Genomic DNA, 15619 nt, shown 5'->3' with positions numbered 1-15619 from the left:
GGCTCCCCGACCGGCGGTACGCGCCGTCGTGTCCCGCCCGCGGCACCACCGGCGTACCGTGCCGTCCGTCGTGCCGCATCGCCGACCTGCCGCACTGTCCGTGCAGCCCGCGCTGTCCGCCCTGCTCGTCGTGCTGCTCGCCGCCGGATGCGGCTCGTCCGAGCCGACTGCGGACCGTGCGCCGAGCGGTACGCCGGCAGCGGTCGCCACCCCGGGAGCGCCGTCCGCCCCGACCGAGATGACCGGCATCGACCTGCTGTTCCTGTCGATGATGGCCGGGCACACCGAGCAGACCCTGGAGATCGTCCGGCTGGTCCGGGACCGGCTTGTCGACACCGAGCTGCGGACCCTGGTGGCCGCCGTCGAGGTGACCGAGACCGACGAACTGGCCGACGCCCGCGCCTGGTTGGGGCAGGCCGGACGTACCGCGCGGGCCGACGACCACGCCGGGCACGGCACCGGCCCCGACCAGTTGGCCCGGTTGCGCGACGCCGCACCCGGCGAGGTCGACGCGGTCCTGGTCGAGGTGCTCGGCGCGCACCAGCAGGCCGCCGCCGACCTGGCCCGGGCGCACCTCGCCGCCGGCACCGACGAGCGGGTACGTGACCTGGCGCGGCGCGTCGCCCAGTCGCGTACCGCCCAGGTGGCGATGCTGACGGCGCGCCCGGCAGCCGACGGCTGACCGATCCCGGCGCGGTCTCGGCGTGGTGGCTGGCCGGTCTCGGCGCGGTGGCTGGCCGGGACCGAATGCGGCGCGGGGCTGGCCGGACGCGGCGCGGTGGCTGGCCGGGACCTAACGTGGCCCGGCGGCTGACCGGGCCGGGCTTGGGTTGACGTCTGACGGGGACGCGGCCTGGGCCGACGTCTGACCGCCAGGCGGGCTGGGGCGACGGGGACCGCCACGCGGCGTGGCCCGGCGGTGGCGCGCCGCCGGGCCGGGGAGCGCTCGCGGTCAGGCGGTGCCGGGGTCCAGGCGGATGGAGATCGAGTTGACGCAGTGCCGGGTGTTCTTCGGGGTGAAGCCCTCACCCCGGAAGACGTGCCCCAGGTGACTGTCGCAGCGGGCGCAGCGGATCTCGGTGCGCCGCATGCCGTGGCTGTCGTCCTCGATCTCGGTGATCGCACCCGGGATGGCGTCGTCGAAGCTCGGCCACCCGCAGTGCGAGTCGAACTTCGTGTCGCTCGGGTACAGCTCCGCGCCGCAGGCACGGCAGCGGTACATCCCCGGCGTCTTGGTGTCGACGTACTCGCCGGTCCATGCCCGTTCGGTGCCGGCCTCGCGCAGCACCCGGAACTCCTCGGGGCTGAGCCGGACCCGCCACTCGTCCTCGGTGCGGGGCAGTTCGCTGTCGGGAAGACTCACCGGACAACCGTACGTCGAAGGTCGGACCCATCGCATATGGTCGCGCCATGGCAGGTGCGAAGGCTGCGGCCGAGGAGATCGAGGTCGCCGGGCACCTGGTCCGGCTGTCCAGCCCGGATCGGGTGATGTTCCCCGAGCGCGGCTTCACCAAGGCTGACGTCTTCCACTACTACCGCAGCGTCGGCGACGGCATCATGCGGGCGCTCGGTGACCGCCCGACGACCCTGCAACGCTTCCCGGACGGCATCGAGGGCGAGATGTTCTTCCAGAAGCGGGTGCCGACGCGAGGTGTGCCGCCCTGGGTGCGTACCGCCGAGATCAGCTTCCCCAGCGGACGCAAGGCCGCGGAGCTGTGCCCGGCGGACCTCGCCCACGTGGCCTGGGCCGCGCAGATGGGCACCGTGGTGTTCCACCCCTGGCCGGTGCGGGCCGCCGACGTCGACCGCCCCGACGAGTTGCGCGTCGACCTCGACCCGCAGCCCGGCACCGACTTCGCCCACGCGGCCACCGCCGCGGCCGAGCTGCGCGCGATCCTCGACGAGCTCGGGGTGCCGGGCTGGCCGAAGACCTCCGGCGGCCGGGGCGTGCACGTCTACCTGCGGATAGAACCGCGTTGGAGCTTCGTCGAGGTACGCCGGGCCACCATCGCGTTGGCCCGGGAACTGGCCCGCCGCCGTCCCGAACTGGTCACCACCGCCTGGTGGAAGGAGGAACGCGGCGAACGCGTCTTCGTCGACTACAACCAGACGGCCCGGGACCGCACCATCGCCTGCGCGTACTCGTTGCGGGCCAACGCCCGGGCCACCGTCTCCACCCCGGTCACCTGGGACGAGCTGCCCGACGTCGACCCCGACGACTTCGACCTGCGTACGGTGCCGAAGCGGTTGGCCGAGCGCGGCGACCCGCACGCCGGCATCGACGACGCCGGCTGGGACATCACCCCGCTGCTGGAGTGGGCCGAGCGGGACGCCGCAGCCGGTGAGGGCGACCTGCCGTACCCGCCGGACCACCCGAAGATGCCCGGCGAACCCAAGCGGGTCCAACCCTCCAAGGACCGCGACCGCCCCCGCTGAGCGCGACCCCCTCGGATCACCGCCCGCCGCGTCGTCACACGCTCCGTCGTCGGTGCGTCGCGCCGTGCGGCGTCGCGCCGTGCCCGGTGCGCTCGGCAAGGTCACGCTCGATCCTGGATCGAGTGGCTTCGGAGCGCGCGGACAACCACTCGATCCAGGATCGAGCGGGATCTTGAGCGGTTGGCGGGACCATCGGCCGAGGGGAGGCTCAGAGACTGAGCTTCATGCCCTCGTGGCTCGGGACGAAGCCGAGGCCGAGATAGAACCGGTGCGCGTCGTGGCGGCTCTTGTCGGTGGTGAGCTGCACCAGCCCGCAGCCGCGCTGCCGGGCGCGGTCGATCGCCCAGGTCATCATGAGGCTGCCCACGCCCCGCCCGCGCTGGTCCGAGCGGATCCGCACCGCCTCGATCAACAGCCGTTCGGAGCCGTGGCGGCCGAGCCCGGGAATGAAGGTGAGCTGCATGCATCCCAGCACCTCACCGTCGGCCTCGGCGACGACGAGGTGGTTACGCGGGTCGGCACTGATGTCGGCGAACGCCTTCTCGTACGTGGCGTCGACCTCTCCGACGTCACGGGTACGCCCCAACACGTCGTCGGCGAGCAGGTCGAGGACGGCGGGCAGGTCGGCCCGGACCGCCTCCCGGAAGAACACGTCGCTCATCCCGCGAGCGTCCCACAGCGGCGCGAGCCGATGCGCGGCGGAGCGGCGTCAGCCGTCGCTCTGACGGGTCACGCCCTGCATCACCGCGATCGGTGCGCCGGCGGGTCCGCACTCGACCGGCAGGGGTGGCAGGTGGCCCGGCGGCTCGTCCTCGGTGAGTGGGGCCTCGACGTGTCCGCCGCCGCCCTCGACTCGATCACCCACGACGATCGGGCCGCCATCCGGCACGTGCACACCGATCCGTCCGTCGTCGAGGATCGTGGTTCCCGGTGGCCAGACCACCACCGCTCCAGGGTGCGCCGCGTCGGAGTTTGACCACGCTGCATGGCGTGAGTGGGGACCGGAGCTGATGGCCCCCGTCCGGACCTTGGCGGGGACGTGCCCCCGAAGGGCGCTTTCGTACCGAGATCCAGTGGGGAGGAATGGCAAGATCCGCTCGGGTCGCTAACGGGCGGGGCAGCGCTTGCCTTCGGCGGGCACCGTCAGGTCGATCAGGTACGCGTCGACGGCCTCGGTGATGCAGGGGGTCTGCGGGTACGCGGTGTGCCCCTCGCCCTCCCAGGTCAGCACGCGTCCGACGCCGAGCATCTCGGCCAGGGCCGGGGTCTGCTCGTAGGGGGTGGCCGGGTCGCCGGTGGTGCCGACGACCAGGATGGGCGGGGCACCTTCGGCGCGTCCGGTGGGGTAGGGGTCGGTGCCGCCGGGCCATTCGGTGCAGGAGACCAGGCCGGTGGCCAGCGCCGGACCGAACAGTGGGTACTGGGTACGCCACTGGGACTGCAACTGGCGGATCCGTTCCAGGCTGGGGCGTTCCTCGTCGTCGGCGCAGTTGATCGCGGTGTTGGCGTCGAAGAGGTTGGTGTAGCGACCGTTGTCGTCGCGGTCGGTGTAGTTGTCGGCGAGTTGGAACACCGCTTCGGGGTTGCCCTGCGCCAACTGGTCGATGGCGCGGGCGAGCTGCCGCCAGCCGGTCTCGTTGTACAGCGACGAGATGACCGCGTAGAAGATCCAGCCGGAGGTGGCCTCGCGGCCGTCGGCGGAGCGGACGGGGGAGGACTTGGCCTTGTCGATGGCGGAGACGACCGCGGCCCGGGCGTCGGGGGCGATCGGGCAGTTGCCGGCGTTGGCCGCGCACCAGCGGCCGAAGTTGTCGAAGGCGCGCTCGAAGCCCTTGGCCTGGCTCTCCGAGCCGGCGATCAGATTCTGTCGGGGGTCGACCGCGCCGTCGAGCACCAGCGCCCGCACCCGCTGCGGGAAGAGTTGGGCGTACGTGGCGCCGAGCAGCGTGCCGTACGAGTATCCGAGGTAGGTCGTCTTGTCGTCGCCGACCGCCGCGCGGATCGCGTCCATGTCCCGGGCGGTCTGCTCGGTGGAGTAGAGCTTGAGCTGGTCGCCGTACTTGTCGCCGCAGCTCTGGCCGATCCGCTTGGCCATCGTGACGAGGACGTCGAACTTCTCCTGGCTCTCCGGGTCGGGGTCGTAGCCGAAGACGCCGTCCAGGTCGGCGTCGGAGATGCACTCGACCGGGCTGGACCGGGCCACGCCGCGCGGGTCGAAGCCGATGACGTCGAACCGTTCCAGGATGCTGTCGGGCAGGCCGCCGAACTGCTCGCCGAAGGAGAGGTAGACGGCGGTGTCCACGCCCGAGCCGCCCGGGCCGCCCGGGTTGATCAGCAGGGAGCCGATGCGGTTGCGCTGCTTGTCGGAGCGGACCCGCAACAGGGCGATCTCGAAGGTCTCGCCGACGCCGGGACCGCTGGTGGCGGCGGCGCCGCCGGCCCAGTCGCGCGGCACCTGGATGCGGGCGCAGTCGTACCGGACGCCCGCGGCGCTGCGTCCGACCAGGTCGTCGGGCACCTCGGGGCAGGCCCGCCAGTCGGGTGCCGTGCCGGGCGGGGCGGCGGACCCCTGGGTGTCGACGTCGGCGCGCGGCGCGAAGGCCGGCAGCGTGCAGCCGGTGGTGACGAGCACGACGGCGGTCAGGCCGGCCAGGGTGAGCCGCAGGCGGCGGATCCGGTCGGAAGTACGGGTCACGAGCTGGGCCTCCGTGATCGGGTCGACGGCCGCGGGTCAGTCGGGCGCGGATCCCACCGGCACCGCCGGGTCGCCCCGCAGGACCTGGTCCACGTCGAACCGCACCGGCCGGTCGAGTTGATCGTATCGGCAGGAGCGCGGGTCGCGGTCGGGCCGCCAGCGGACGAACCGCGCGGTGTGCCGGAACCGGTCGCCCTCCATCGCGTCGTACGCCACCTCGACCACCAGTTCCGGGCGGACCGGCTCCCATTCCAGGTTCTTGGTGCCGGTCCACCGGCTGACCCCGCCCGGGATGCGCTGGCCCCGCTCGTGGTCGCCGTGCACCCACGGGTGCTCGGCGCCGACGTCGCGGTAGGGTGCCAACTCCTCCAGCAGCTCGGCCCGGCGGGCCATGGTGAACGAGGCGCTCACCCCGACGTGGTGCAGCACGCCCGCGTCGTCGTAGAGCCCGAGCAGCAGCGAACCCACCACCGGGCCGGACTTGTGCCAGCGGAATCCGGCCACCACCGCGTCGGCGGTGCGCGCGTGCTTGACCTTGAACATCAGCCGCTTGCCCGGCTCGTACGGCAGGTCGGCCGGCTTGGCGATCAACCCGTCCAACCCGGCGCCCTCGAACACGTCGAACCAGCGGCGGGCGGTGTCCGCGTCGGTGGTCACCTGCGTGACGTGCACCGGTGGCCGCACCCCGGCCAGCGCCTGCTCCAGCCGGGCGCGGCGGGTCGGGTAGGGCGCGTCGAGCAGGTTCTCGCCGTCCAGCGCCAGCAGGTCGAAGGCGACGAAGTCGGCCGGTGTGGTCTCGGCCAGCAGGGCGACCCGGGACGCCGCCGGATGGATGCGCTGGGCCAGCAGCTCGAAGTCGAGCCGGGGCTGGCCGTCCGGCCCGTCGCGGCGGATCACGATCAGCTCGCCGTCCACCGCGCAGCGCTCCGGCAACTGCCGCCGGGCCTGCTCCACCACCTCGGGGAAGTAGCGGGTCATCGTCTTGCCGCCCCGGCTGGCCAGCTCCACCTCGTCGCCGTCGCGGAAGACGATGCAGCGGAAGCCGTCCCACTTGGGCTCGTAGGTCATCCCCCTCGCGATCGGGATCGACGCCACGCTGCGTGCCAGCATCGGCTCCACCGGCGGGTTGATCGGCAGGTCCACGGCGTCAGTCAACCAGACCACACCGACAACGGTGCGGCAGATCACTGTCGCGCCGTGGGTGCGCTGTCCGCCCGTACGCCCTGCCGTCCCACCCGGGCGAATCAGAAAAGTGCAGGTCAGAGCTACTTTCGCGGGGTGTCGGAGTGGGTGTGCGGGTGCTGCGGGCGGTGGCGGGTCAGCGTCGAGCTGATCCGGCAGCGGTACGTGTACCGGCTGGTCCACCACTATCCGCGCCGCTTCGGCGGGGGCAAGAACGTTCTCGGCGAGGTGGGCTCGGTGCCCGAGCTGGCGGAGCTGCTGCGTCGGCGTACCCCGGTAAGCCTGGCCGACCTGCGCGAAGCCGCGTGATCCGCTCAGAAGCGTGCGAAGGAGCGGATCGGTGCCCGGGGGCCGAACCTGGGTGCCTGGATCCCGGCGACCTCCAGCAGCCGGCAGACCCGGCCCCGGTGGCCCCGGAACGGCTCCAGCAGCTCCAGCAGCCGCGCGTCGTCACCACGCGGCTCACCGGCGAGCGCCCAGGCCACCGTGTTCGGCACGTGGTAGTCGCCGATGCTGACCGCGTCCGCGTCGCCGTAGGCCACGCGTACCACCTCGGCGGCGGTCCACGCGCCGATGCCGGCGACGGCGGTCAACCGGCGGGTGGCCTCGACGGTGTCGGCGCAGCGCTCCAGCCGGTCGGCGACGGCGGCGGCCCGGCGCAGGGTCTCGGCCCGACGCTGTTCGACGCCGAACGGGTGGAACACCCAGTACGGGGTGGCCGCGACGGCGGCCGGCTCGGGCGGCAGCAGCAACGACACCGGCCCCGGCGCCGGTTCGGCGAAGTGACGGACGGTGGCGGCGTACGCCCGGTACGCCTCCTTGCCGGTCACCTTCTGCTCGAAGACGGCCCGGAGCACGCGGGGGAAGACCAGGCCGGTGGCGGGCATCCGCACCCCGGCGTGGCGGGCTGCGAGTCGCGCCACCACGGGATGCGACCGAGCCAGGTCGGCGAAGCCGGTGAGGTCGTCACGCAGCCCGGCGATGGCGTCGGCGTGCGCGACCACCCAGTCGCCACCCGGCCCGTACCCGTCGGCCCGCACCTCGCCGCCGGTCGGATCCAGCGCGAGGGTGGCGGGTCCGGTCGGGGTGCGGGTGGCCCACCACAGGGTGCCGTCGACGGTCCGGGCGCACGGGTCGTACGGGCTGAAGGTCAGCGGCCGGATCGTGGCGGCCAGCCGGTAGCCGGGTGGCGGGCGCAGCGTCCGGCTCGCGGTCGGCGCGGTCCCGGTCATGGGGTAACTCTGCCACTTCGGTCGACCGCTCGACGGGTGCGTCCCCACGTGCCGACGGAACGACCGTGGCCGGCCGCGCCCGTAACGGGCTGCGACCGGCCACCGGTGCCGGATCGGATCAGTAGTCCGAGCCGCTGTCCGACTTGGTCTTCGACGGCGGCGAGACCGCCTTCGGGGTGCCCTTGGGCAGGCACTCCAGGTTCTTGCTGCCGTCCGGGTTCACCACGAACCAGGTGCCGCCGACGCCCTGGCCCTTCCACTGACCGGCCTTCTTGTCACCGATGTAGGTGTAGAGCGGCCAGCCGTCGAGGGTGATCTGACGGGTGCCGTCGGGGCGGGTGATGGTGCCCACCGCGTCGTCCGAGACGCCCTTGAGCTTCGGGTTGCCGTCGGTCAGCGCGGCCGGCCACACCTCGATGCACTGGCCCTCGCAGTTGCTGGCGGGCGGGTCGTTGGTGTCGTTGTCGAAGCGGTACAGGAGGAACCCGTCCTGGTTGACGACGGCGCTGCCCATCCGGGGGAACTTCTTGCCGGTGAGACTCTCGGTCAGCTCGACGCCGTCGGGCAGGGGAACGTCGTTGTCGTCCCCCGCTCCGGGTGATGCCGAGGCACCTGGGGTGGCGCTCGCCTCCGGGTTCGCGCTGGCCTCCGGGTCAACGGTCACGGTGGGTTCGGCCGCGGCAACGGCGACCGGCTCGGCCGCACCGGCGTTCGTCCCGTCGTAGCCCGCGGGAGCGCAAGCCGTAAGTGCGACCATGGCGCCCACGGCGCTCACAGCGATGACGGTCCGCTTGATCTGTGCCACGTGCCCTCCTCATGCTTGACAGTCACCGGGATATACGGGGTCGGCAGTGTCAAGGTTGAATGCCAAACGGTGGCTCATTTCACAGCGGCCCGTTGAACCGGACGGCCCGAACCTGCGTAGGAGTGCGTATCCGCAGACCAGCGCCATGAAGGCCCGCCTCCGAACGGAGACGGGCCTTCGATCACGCGGTACGGATCAGGGGGCGGGCACGGTCAGCAGCGGCCGGGTGGCGCCTCTGCCGTTCACCTCCTGCACCTCGATGTGCTTGATGTCGTCCATCTGCACCGATGTGGTCGCGGAGAGCGCGGCCCGGGTCGGGTTGCTGGTGGTGCCGTACCCGGAGGTCGGCACCGTCCAGGTGGAGACGACCTCGGTGCTGTCGTCCTTCTTGACCACGACCAGACGGCAGGTGCGCGGCCCGGGCAAGCGGCCCAGGCTGAAGTCCATCTTGGTGCCGAAGTCCTTGCCGATGAGCCAGAACGTGCCCTCGACACCGGTGCTCGGGTCGGTGACGTCGACCTGCTCGCCCTCCTGCTCGTTGCCACCGAAGCCGGGGCCCGGGTTACCGGGGCCGCCGCCCGACGGGTCGAACGGGGCGCTGCTCGGGCCTCCGGCGATCGGCGGCGCGCCGCTCTCGCCGGCCAGGTTGCTGAAGACCACACCGGTCAGGCCGCCGAACACCACCACGGCCGCTGCGGTCGCCAGGATCTGCCGGAACCGGGCCTTGCGCCGGTGGCTGCGCAACGCCACGAGCGTACGGTCCAGCAGGACCGGATCCGAGTGGGTCTGCTCCAGCGCCGTCACCGACTCCTCGTCGATGTCGGAGAGGAGCCCGACCACCGGCACCATCGATTCCAGTTCGGCGGCGCAGGCCCAGCAGGTCGCGAGGTGTTCCTCGAACCGCTCCATGTCCTGTTCGTCCAGTACGCCGAGCGCGTACGCGGCGACGTCCATGTGGTCTACCCGGCTCATTCCGTCACCCCCCGTTCCTGCAGAGCTGTGCGCAGCGCGCGCAGCGCGTAGTAGACCCGCGACTTCGCGGTGCCCAACGGCAGCCCGAGTTCCTCGGCCGCCTCCGGCACCGTCCGGCCCCGGAAGTACGTCGCCACCAGGATCTCCCGGTGCGACTGACTCAACGTACGCAGCGCGTCCGCCACCGTCATCGAGCGGAGCACCCGATCGGTGCTGTCCGACTCGGCGAAGGCGGTCAGGTCCCGGTCGTACGTCTCGGCCGGGCGGGCCTGCTCGCTGCGGTGTTCGTCGATGGCGATCCGGCGGGCGACCGTCACCAGCCACGGCCGGAGCGACCCCTGTCCCTGCGTACCCAACCGGTGCGCGTTGCGCCAGGCCCGCAGCAACGTCTCCTGGACGATGTCCTCCGCGCGCTGCCGATCCCCTCCGGTCAGCCGCATCACGAACATCAGCAGCGGGCCGGCGTGCTCGGCGTACAGCGTGCGGATCAACTGGTCGGAGTGGGCGGCCTCGGTCGTCGTGGCCTGGTGTCGGCCCGGGGCAGGTCGCGGCGTCACCGGGCTATTCTGGCGAGACGTCGCGCGGGAGTCGACCCCACGGTCGGACGTGGTCGGCCGCGACTGGGATCGAGCGGACATCCAGTCCACCCGCACCCGGTCGCCCTGCCAACCGACCGCCAGTGCATGCATGCAGACCTCCGGATGTCCATGGACAGAAAGCCGTCCCCCCACGGGCATGGCTGCCGAGTAGTACGGAGGGCCCCGCCGAACGGATCAACGGCGGACGGAAAAAATCCCCGGCGGAGGCGGTGTGGAGTCGGCGGCGTCGCTGTCGCGCACCACCGGGGCGCCTCCGGCGAACCGGTCGAGGTCCGCGCCGGCCAGCACCCGGCCCGGGAACCAGTCACCGGCGGCCCGCCGGGTCAACGCCGCCACCGGCGGCTCCTGACGGCCCGCGACCAGCACCAGGTTGCCGTAGCGCCGCCCCCGCAGCACCGCCGCGTCGGCCACCAGGCAGGCCCGGGGCAGCAGCTCGCGGACGGTCGCCACCTGCCCCCGGGCGTACCGTAGCGGCGGCCCGTCGGCCAGGTTCGCCAGATACCAGCCGCCGGGCCGCAGCACCCGGGCCACCTCGGCGGCGTACTCGACCGAGGTCAGTCGGGCCGGTGTCCGGGAGCCGGCGAAGACGTCCGCCACGATCACGTCGTAACCGGCGTCCCGCCCGCCGGCCAGCACCGTTCGTGCGTCGTCCACCCGGACCCTGAGGCGCGGATCGGGCCGCCAGGGCAGCTCCCGGCGGACCAGGTCGACCAGCGCACCGTCCACCTCGACCACCCGCTGCACCGAACCCGGGCGGGTGGCGGCGACGTACCGGGGCAGGGTGAGCGCGCCGCCGCCCAGGTGCAGCACCCGCAGCGGCGTACCGGCGGGCGCGACCAGGTCGATCGCGGCGGCCAGCCGGCGCACGTACTCGAACTCCAGGTGGGTCGGGTCGGCCAGGTCCACGTGCGACTGCGGCGCGCCGTCCAGCAGCAACGTCCACGACCCGGGCCGGTCCGGGTCGGGCACCAGCTCGGCCTGCCCGGTGTCGACCCGCGCGGCGATCCGGTCGGTGGTGCGTCGCCGACCCATCAGCGGCCGGTCCGCGCGGCGGCGGTCAGCGCGCGGTGCAGCAGCCGGGAGTCGCCCAGCCGCGAGCGCAGCAACCGTTCCAGCCCGGCGATCGGGACCAGGTTCTGCGGGGCCCGGGGGTCCTTGTAGGGAGTGGACGCGAACCGGGGCAGGGTGACCAGCGACAGGTCGGCCAACCGCACCACCTCGGCGATCTCCAGGTCCGCCGAACACTCCAACCGGACGATCCCGGCCCAGGGGGCACCGGCGGCCACCGGCAGCCGGACATACCACGACCAGCCGCCCCACGCGGTGCCCAACCGGAACACCGGCGAGCGGTGACCGGCGGCGAGCCCGGTGACCACCGCGGTGAGCCGGGCGTCGAGGTACTGGCTGTGCTGAGTCTTGATGTAGCCGAGGGTGCGCGGCAACTGCCGCCGGTTACGCAGCGGTCCGTCCACCACCAGCAGGTCGTCGTCGGTACGGGCGGCGGCCGAGACCTCCACCTCCAGCGCGGTCAGCGGCCCCTGCACGGCGGCCGGCAGCTTCGCCAGCTCCCCGGTGCCGTTGACCCGGTGCACCGGATAGCGGACGGTGCCGGCGACCACGTCGGTGGCCGACGGGCTGGCCGTGAAGAGTCCCCGGCCCACCTTGGCACCGGCCAGCCGGGCCGCGCCGCGCTCCAGGTCGCAGCGGACCACACCGGCGGCGTACGAGGCGGCCAGACCGGGGAACGAGGTGCCGTCCTCCTCCGCCGTCCAGACGCTGGCGTCGATCCGGCGTACCCCGTCCACCAGCAACACCACGTCCGGGGCGCGGACCCCGGGCCGGGGGCCGATCGCCCGCCAGTCCACCACCGGCACCTCGTGGTCCGCCTCCACCCGGGCGCTGCTCGGCGCGGCCGGTCCGGCCGCCGACGCCTCGAACGAGGCCCCGTAGGCGGGATCCCACGCGTCGACGAAGAACCGCCCCGCGCTCACGGCCCGGTCCTGCCGTTCGCGACTGCGGGGCTCCGCTGCGCTGCGCTCCTCGCGCTCACCGGCCGGTCCGTTCGATGCGGGCCGAGCGGGCGTCCTTGCGGACCTCGAAGCGGACCGGGATGCGTTCGGCCAGGGCCGGCACGTGGGTCACCACGCCGACCATCCGGTCACCGCGGGCGGCCAGGTTCTCCAGGGTGGCGGCGACCGTGTCGAGGGTGGCCGCGTCGAGGGTGCCGAAACCCTCGTCCAGCACGATCGACTCCAGACTGGCCGCCGTGGTGGACATCCCGGCCAACTGCTCGGAGAGCGCCAGTGCCAGCGCCAGGGACGCCTGGAACGTCTCGCCGCCGGAGAGGGTGCGTACGCCCCGGCGCAACCCGGCGTCGTAGTGGTCGACGACGAAGAACTCGCCCTTGTCGTGGACCAGGTCGTACTGCCCGCCGGAGAGTTCCCGCAGGATCCCGGAGGCGCCGTCGACCAGCAGGTCCAACGCCTCGGCCAGCAGCCACCGCTCGAAGTTGTTGGCCCGCAGGTGCCCGGCCAGCGCGCGGGCCACCTGGGCCCGGTGTTCGTGCTCGGCCCGCTGGGCGCGCAGTTCCTCGGCCTGGGCACGGCGTTCGGTCAACCGGCGCAGGTCGGCCTCGGCCCGTTCCACGGTGACCGTGGCGGCGCGTACCGGATCGTCGGGTGCGGGCAGCCCGGCGGCGGTGAAGATGCCCGCGATCCGGGCCGCGACCTCGGTGGCCACCGCCTCGGCCACGGCGACCGACTCCGCCGACCCGGCCCGCTGCGCCTGGCGTTGCCGGGCCTGCTCCCGGGCCCACTCCGACAGCGTGCTCCACGCGGCGGCGACGTCGTCCCGGTCGGCTGCCGGCGGCCCGAACCGGGCCACCCCGTCGCGTACGCCGTCGAACCGCCGCCACGCCGACCGCAGGCGCTCCTGCGCCGCGTCCAGCGCACCCCGGGCCCGCCGGGCGGTGTCCCGACCGGCCCGGACCGCCGTCGCCGCCTCGTCGAGTGCCTGCCGCAGCCGCGCGTGCTCGGCCAGGGTCGCCCGCACCGCCTCGGCGGAGGCCGCCCCGGTCAGGCGGTCGTCCACCTCGGCCAGGCGAGTCCGCAACCCGTCCTGCTCGGCGCGGGCCCGCAGCAGCACCCGTTCCAGGTCCCGCGCGGCCGAGTCACGCGCGGCCAGCAGCCGTTTCGCCGCCTCACTGGCTGCCCGGGCCGCCTTGCCGGTCGCCACCGCGTGCGCCACCGCCGAACCGGCGGGCATCGCCGGCACCCGGGCGACGGTCTGTTCGCAGACCGGGCAGGAGTCACCGTCGGTCAGGTGCGCCCGCAACGCCGCCGCCTGGTCGGCCGCCTTCGCGTCCTCGTGGGCCTGGAACGCCGCCGCCAGGTCCGCCTCGGCCCGGTCGGCCGCCGCCCGCGCCTCGGCGACCGCACCGGCCGCCGCCTCGTGCTCGGCACCGGCGGTCTGCACCACGGCGCGTACCCGCTCGGCCTCGGCGGCGAGCCGGTCCCGGTCGGCGTACGCCCGCAGCAGCATCCGCAGCGCGCTCTCGTCACCGGCGGCGGCCAACTCGCCGCGCAGCTTCTCCTCGCGCTCCTCGGCCAGCGACACCGCGCCCGCCGCCGCGTCGGCCTCGGCCCGCGCGGCGTCCACCGCCCGCGCCACCTCGGCCACCCCGTCCGGTGCCCGGACCTCGTCCAGCACGGTCAACTCGGCGTCCAGCGCCGCCAACGCCGCCCCGGCCGTACGCACCGTCGCCCGAGCCGCGTCCAGTTCCGGTACGGCCTCGGCCACCGCCTCGGCCAGTTCCCGCATCCGGTGCACCTGGTCGGTGACCTGTGTGACCGTGGCGTCGTCGGTGTCGGCGAGCCCGGCCAGCAGGTGGTCGACTGTCTCCAGTTTCGCCTCGGCCTGCCCGGCGCGGGTGGTGGCCCGCTGCTGGACCTGCTCGTAGACACCGAGACCGAGCAGGTTGACCAGGATCTGCTGCCGGGTCGCGGGACGGGCGTGCAGGAAGTCGGCGAACTGCCCCTGCGGCAGCACCACGCAACTGGTGAACTGCTCGTACGGCAGGCCCACCGCCTCCAGTACGGCGGTCTCCATTTCGGCCGGCGTACCGGCGACCACCTCGCCCAGGTCCTCCGGGCTGAGCCCGGTGTCCAGCTTGGTGACGTCGAACCCGTCGGGCATCAGTTGCAGACCGGCGTTCGCGGTCTTCGCGTTGCCCCGGCTGTCCCGGCGCACCACTCGGGTGGCCACGTAGCGGGCCCCACCGGACTCGAAGACCAGCCGGACCCGCGCCTCCGTCGACGACGGGGCCAACGCGTTGCTGAGGCCCCGCGCGCCGCCCCAGCGCGGCACCGTGCCGTAGAGCGCGAAACAGATCGCGTCGAGCACCGTCGACTTGCCCGAACCGGTCGGCCCGACCAGGGCGAAGAAGTCGGCGTCGGTGAAGTCGACGGTGGTCTCGTCCCGGAAGACGGTGAAGCCGGCCATGTCCAGCCGCATCGGCCGCATCAGTGATCGACCTCCTCGATCAGCTCGTCGAAGAGTTCCCGCACACCGTCGTCGGCGTGCCCCCGGCTGTCCAGGTAGTCGGCGAAGAGCTGGCGGGGCGACCGGCCGGCCCGCTGGGCGATCCGGGTGCCGCTGCCCGGCGCGGGCACCAGCTCCGGATCGATGCGGATCTCCAACGCGCGGGGGAGCAGTTCCTGGACCTCCTCCCGCAGTCCGGCCCGGGGCTGCTCGCGGACGTACACCCGCAGCCAGCCCTCCGGCGGGGTGATCTCGGCGAGCTGCGTCAGCGTGCCACGCACCGTGCGCAGCGCCGTCGCCTCCGCGACCGGCACCTCCCGGACCCGTGCCGCCGTCGTCGCGGTCACCTCCACCAGGGTCACCGACGGCACGTTCTCCTGCTCGCCGAAGTCCACCGCCAACGGGGCGCCGCTGTAGCGGATCGGGCACGGCCCCTGCACCCGCTGGGCGCGGTGCAGGTGCCCCAACGCCACGTAGTGCGCGGTGCCGGGGAAGACCGTGGCGGGTACGGCGTACCCCAGCACGGTGTGCGCGTCCCGTTCGCCGCCGCCGGTGGTCGCGCCCACCACGGTCAGGTGCGCGGTGACCAGGTGCACCCGGTCCGGCTCGTCGAAGCCCTCGGTCAACCGGGCGAGGATGCGGCCCAGGTGGTCGGCGTACGTCTGGTTGGTCTCGGCGGCGGTCAGCTCGTACATCTCCACCGCGCGGATCGCGTACCGCTGCGACAGGAACGGCAACGCCGCCAGCCGCCAGCGTTCCCCGCCCGCCGTGGTGCCGTCCACCACGTGCTCGGCCGGATCCTCGCGGACCGCGCCGCGCAGCGTGATGCCGGCGGCCTCGGCCCACGGCCGCAGCGCGTCCAGCGCCGCGCCGTTGTCGTGGTTGCCACCGATCGCCACCACGTCGGCGCCGGTGCGGCGCAGCGCGGTCAACGCCCGGGTGACCAGGCGGGTCGCCTCCGCCGTCGGCGCGGCGGTGTCGTAGAGGTCACCGGCGATGACGACCAGGTCGGGCCGCTCCTGGCGGGCGATGTCGATGACCCCGGCGAGCACCTGCTTGTGCTCCTCGGCCCGGGACTGCCCCTTGAGGACCTTGCCCACGTGCCAGTCCGAGGTGTGCAGGATCTTCACGGGTAGCCCTCTCCTCGTGGCGAATCAGA

General features: G+C 73.5%; 16 protein-coding genes. 3 read left to right on the top strand and 13 right to left on the bottom strand.

Features of this window, described 5'->3' with window-relative positions; translation table 11 throughout:
• Positions 1–70: 70 nt before the first annotated feature.
• Entirely contained in the window at positions 71–682 is a 612-nt protein-coding gene (locus tag ACIBMZ_RS06415) for a DUF305 domain-containing protein (protein WP_396691543.1), read from the top strand.
• Positions 683–952: 270 nt separating this feature from the next.
• On the opposite strand, the gene msrB is transcribed toward ACIBMZ_RS06415, so the two are convergent.
• Positions 953–1363 carry a peptide-methionine (R)-S-oxide reductase MsrB gene (msrB, locus tag ACIBMZ_RS06410; protein ID WP_396691542.1) on the bottom strand — a complete coding sequence of 137 codons (411 nt, stop codon included), beginning with the start codon at positions 1361–1363 and terminating at the stop codon, positions 953–955.
• 47 nt (positions 1364–1410) lie between these two features.
• Here msrB and ligD point away from each other — a divergent pair, with 47 nt between their 5' ends.
• Positions 1411–2436, top strand: a complete 1026-nt coding sequence (ligD, locus tag ACIBMZ_RS06405; RefSeq protein WP_396691541.1) for a non-homologous end-joining DNA ligase — start codon at positions 1411–1413, stop codon at positions 2434–2436.
• Positions 2437–2644: 208 nt separating this feature from the next.
• Here ligD and ACIBMZ_RS06400 read toward each other — a convergent pair whose 3' ends face one another.
• The 4 genes from ACIBMZ_RS06400 to ACIBMZ_RS06385 form a co-directional block, all read right to left on the bottom strand.
• Complete coding sequence (locus ACIBMZ_RS06400; protein WP_396691540.1) at positions 2645–3097, bottom strand: GNAT family N-acetyltransferase; 453 nt, start codon at positions 3095–3097, stop codon at positions 2645–2647.
• Between the two features lie 48 nt (positions 3098–3145).
• Positions 3146–3382, bottom strand: a complete 237-nt coding sequence (locus ACIBMZ_RS06395; RefSeq protein ID WP_396691539.1) for a hypothetical protein — start codon at positions 3380–3382, stop codon at positions 3146–3148.
• A gap of 159 nt (positions 3383–3541) precedes the next feature.
• Positions 3542–5110 carry an alpha/beta hydrolase gene (locus tag ACIBMZ_RS06390; RefSeq protein WP_396691888.1) on the bottom strand — a complete coding sequence of 523 codons (1569 nt, stop codon included), beginning with the start codon at positions 5108–5110 and terminating at the stop codon, positions 3542–3544.
• A 57-nt stretch (positions 5111–5167) separates the two neighbouring features.
• A complete protein-coding gene (locus ACIBMZ_RS06385) occupies positions 5168–6274 on the bottom strand; it encodes an ATP-dependent DNA ligase (protein WP_396691887.1) in 1107 nt (368 codons plus the stop codon).
• Between the two features lie 135 nt (positions 6275–6409).
• Here ACIBMZ_RS06385 and ACIBMZ_RS06380 point away from each other — a divergent pair, with 135 nt between their 5' ends.
• Entirely contained in the window at positions 6410–6622 is a 213-nt protein-coding gene (locus ACIBMZ_RS06380; protein WP_396691538.1) for a hypothetical protein, read from the top strand.
• A gap of 5 nt (positions 6623–6627) precedes the next feature.
• Here ACIBMZ_RS06380 and ACIBMZ_RS06375 read toward each other — a convergent pair whose 3' ends face one another.
• The 8 genes from ACIBMZ_RS06375 to ACIBMZ_RS06340 all read right to left on the bottom strand — a co-directional run bounded on the left by ACIBMZ_RS06375 (position 6628) and on the right by ACIBMZ_RS06340 (position 15590).
• On the bottom strand, positions 6628–7545 hold the full coding sequence (locus ACIBMZ_RS06375) for a DNA-3-methyladenine glycosylase family protein (RefSeq protein WP_396691537.1): 918 nt from the start codon (positions 7543–7545) through the stop codon (positions 6628–6630).
• Between the two features lie 118 nt (positions 7546–7663).
• A complete protein-coding gene (locus ACIBMZ_RS06370; protein ID WP_396691536.1) occupies positions 7664–8350 on the bottom strand; it encodes a hypothetical protein in 687 nt (228 codons plus the stop codon).
• Between the two features lie 195 nt (positions 8351–8545).
• Positions 8546–9322, bottom strand: coding sequence for an anti-sigma factor family protein (locus tag ACIBMZ_RS06365; protein ID WP_396691535.1), 777 nt, complete (start codon positions 9320–9322; stop codon positions 8546–8548).
• Positions 9319–10011, bottom strand: a complete 693-nt coding sequence (locus ACIBMZ_RS06360) for a sigma-70 family RNA polymerase sigma factor (RefSeq protein WP_119579049.1) — start codon at positions 10009–10011, stop codon at positions 9319–9321. The genes ACIBMZ_RS06365 and ACIBMZ_RS06360 overlap by 4 nt, the downstream gene beginning before the upstream one ends.
• Before the next feature lie 84 nt (positions 10012–10095).
• Positions 10096–10953 (bottom strand): spermidine synthase, encoded by an 858-nt coding sequence (locus tag ACIBMZ_RS06355; protein ID WP_396691534.1) that lies wholly within the window; start codon positions 10951–10953, stop codon positions 10096–10098.
• Positions 10953–11912 (bottom strand): hypothetical protein, encoded by a 960-nt coding sequence (locus tag ACIBMZ_RS06350; RefSeq protein ID WP_396691533.1) that lies wholly within the window; start codon positions 11910–11912, stop codon positions 10953–10955. The genes ACIBMZ_RS06355 and ACIBMZ_RS06350 overlap by 1 nt, the downstream gene beginning before the upstream one ends.
• A gap of 55 nt (positions 11913–11967) precedes the next feature.
• Positions 11968–14442 carry an AAA family ATPase gene (locus ACIBMZ_RS06345; RefSeq protein ID WP_396691532.1) on the bottom strand — a complete coding sequence of 825 codons (2475 nt, stop codon included), beginning with the start codon at positions 14440–14442 and terminating at the stop codon, positions 11968–11970.
• Entirely contained in the window at positions 14442–15590 is a 1149-nt protein-coding gene (locus ACIBMZ_RS06340) for an exonuclease SbcCD subunit D (RefSeq protein ID WP_396691531.1), read from the bottom strand. Before ACIBMZ_RS06340 ends, ACIBMZ_RS06345 begins: the two co-directional genes overlap by 1 nt.
• Positions 15591–15619 lie beyond the last annotated feature (29 nt).

Source organism: Micromonospora sp. NPDC049900 (assembly GCF_044461025.1).
In the GTDB taxonomy this organism is placed as follows: Bacteria; Actinomycetota; Actinomycetes; order Mycobacteriales; family Micromonosporaceae; genus Micromonospora.
Note: the sequence above shows the minus strand (reverse complement) of the source record. Positions and strands in the feature narration are given on the sequence as shown.